The sequence below is a fragment of the Gemmiger formicilis genome (assembly GCF_900167555.1).
In the GTDB taxonomy this organism is placed as follows: Bacteria; Bacillota; Clostridia; order Oscillospirales; family Ruminococcaceae; genus Gemmiger; species Gemmiger formicilis.
The window spans coordinates 1-1,416 of record NZ_FUYF01000085.1; the positions used below are offsets into that span (position 1 = coordinate 1).

The 1,416-nt window shown below is 48.2% G+C and carries 3 protein-coding genes; 1 reads left to right on the forward strand and 2 read right to left on the reverse strand.

Annotation, left to right across the window (positions count from 1 at the left end; translation table 11 throughout):
* The first annotated feature begins 75 nt into the window (after positions 1-75).
* The gene (locus B5D32_RS14670; RefSeq protein ID WP_242943484.1) at positions 76-255 is read left to right on the forward strand and encodes a helix-turn-helix domain-containing protein; all 180 of its coding nucleotides are present in this window, start codon (positions 76-78) and stop codon (positions 253-255) included.
* A 150-nt stretch (positions 256-405) separates the two neighbouring features.
* Here the strand turns inward: B5D32_RS14670 and B5D32_RS14675 are convergent, their stop codons facing one another.
* Both B5D32_RS14675 and B5D32_RS14680 read right to left on the reverse strand, forming a co-directional pair.
* The gene (locus B5D32_RS14675) at positions 406-954 is read right to left on the reverse strand and encodes a hypothetical protein (protein ID WP_078785683.1); all 549 of its coding nucleotides are present in this window, start codon (positions 952-954) and stop codon (positions 406-408) included.
* Positions 955-1,046: 92 nt separating this feature from the next.
* Complete coding sequence (locus B5D32_RS14680; RefSeq protein ID WP_078785684.1) at positions 1,047-1,292, reverse strand: hypothetical protein; 246 nt, start codon at positions 1,290-1,292, stop codon at positions 1,047-1,049.
* Between the last annotated feature and the right edge of the window lie 124 nt (positions 1,293-1,416).

Below are 1,416 nucleotides of genomic sequence, written 5' to 3' on the forward strand. Positions count from 1 at the left end.
AAAAGGAGTGGCATCTGCCTATTATAGAAGCATTAAAAAGCTGAGAGCCGAAATGGGGGATGTAAAATGACTTTTATGGAACTGTTACTCTCAGCGAAATTGGGAAGTACATCGGCTTTTGAGGAACTGTTTGTCCGGTACAAAAATCTTTTGCGAAAATATTCCGTAGTAAGCGGTATATTCGACGAGGATTTGTATCAAGAGCAGTGCGTATTGTTTGCACACTGCATCGAAATTTTTGATGTGAATCGATAATAGAAAATCTCCGCCACTTATGATGTGACGGAGATTTTTGTCAAAAGAGCGCATTTATAGGCTTGAGGCAAGCAATAAACGTACTGCGGCAGCCTGATTTGACGCTTTTACATGTGACTGTGAATGGAACATCTGCATGATTCCATAGGATCAAATCGCTTTGCCGCCGGACTCTTCATACTTACTTTCGCGTGCAATGTCACTTTTGAAGCGAATGCACCGCACATGACCGAGACGTTCTACAAGGAAACAGTACGGGCGGATACCATCGTCGATTTCCAGAATCTCATAGGGCAATAGCTGCATAGAGAGTAGCTCCGCGAGAGGACGCTTTTTAATTTGCCTTGCAAAATCCATCGCCGTATAAGGTGACTCTCCCTCATACCGCACTGCATAGCGGCTGGGGTATGGGAAAAACGAGATTCCGTTGGCCGCAAGCATGTTCTCTCCTGCCTCGATTTCCGGTGAACGGAAGTGGTAGATTCGCAATGTGGGCGGCACACGCCGCTTAGGACACCATTTCGGTACATTTACCTTGGGGTCATCAGAGCGAAAGATGGTGATCTTTTTGCCGCCGGTGCAGTATTTTGTGTTTGGCTTCATGCGCCGACCGTGAACTATTTTCGTTTCAGACCCGGCGTAGAGCTTGCAATCTGGGCAGTAATAACATTTGAATTTGCGTACTTTTTCTTCATACATAGTCAATTTCACCTCTTATCCCGTCAAAAGAAGCCGTGGCAGCAAAGCGCCGCCACGGCTATTATCAAATCATTCTGTGAACATTCAACCCTTTACGCACACGCGACCAGCGTTTGTCGGCGCGGGTTGAGGGCCGCGAGTACAAAAGGGCGGGGCTTGATGTAGTAGTGGGTGGTGGATGTCTCAAAGTGAATCTCCTGCGTTTCCGTCTCATGGATCTTCACCACAGGGGCCGTATGGTACATCTCACCACCGGTACTGAAGATGGCAGGCCTGCCCACCATCAATGCGGACATGAGTTTTCCGGTAATGTAAAGCTCCAGCTTCCGCTTTTTCATTCTGTCATTGCCTCCTCTCAGGCATCTCGGCACAGTTCCACCACGATGAACCGCGCGTTATCCAGCAGCGTGTTCACATGGTACAGCGAGGTGTTCTGCATCTGCGCAATCTCGTTCGTCTGGT

Excerpts from the sequence above, each read along its gene's own strand:
- B5D32_RS14670 (WP_242943484.1), top strand. The coding sequence starts at position 76 with ATGGAACTGTTACTCTCAGCGAAATTGGGAAGTACATCGGCTTTTGAG.
- B5D32_RS14675 (WP_078785683.1), bottom strand. The coding sequence starts at position 954 with ATGTATGAAGAAAAAGTACGCAAATTCAAATGTTATTACTGCCCAGAT.
- B5D32_RS14680 (WP_078785684.1), bottom strand. The coding sequence starts at position 1,292 with ATGAAAAAGCGGAAGCTGGAGCTTTACATTACCGGAAAACTCATGTCC.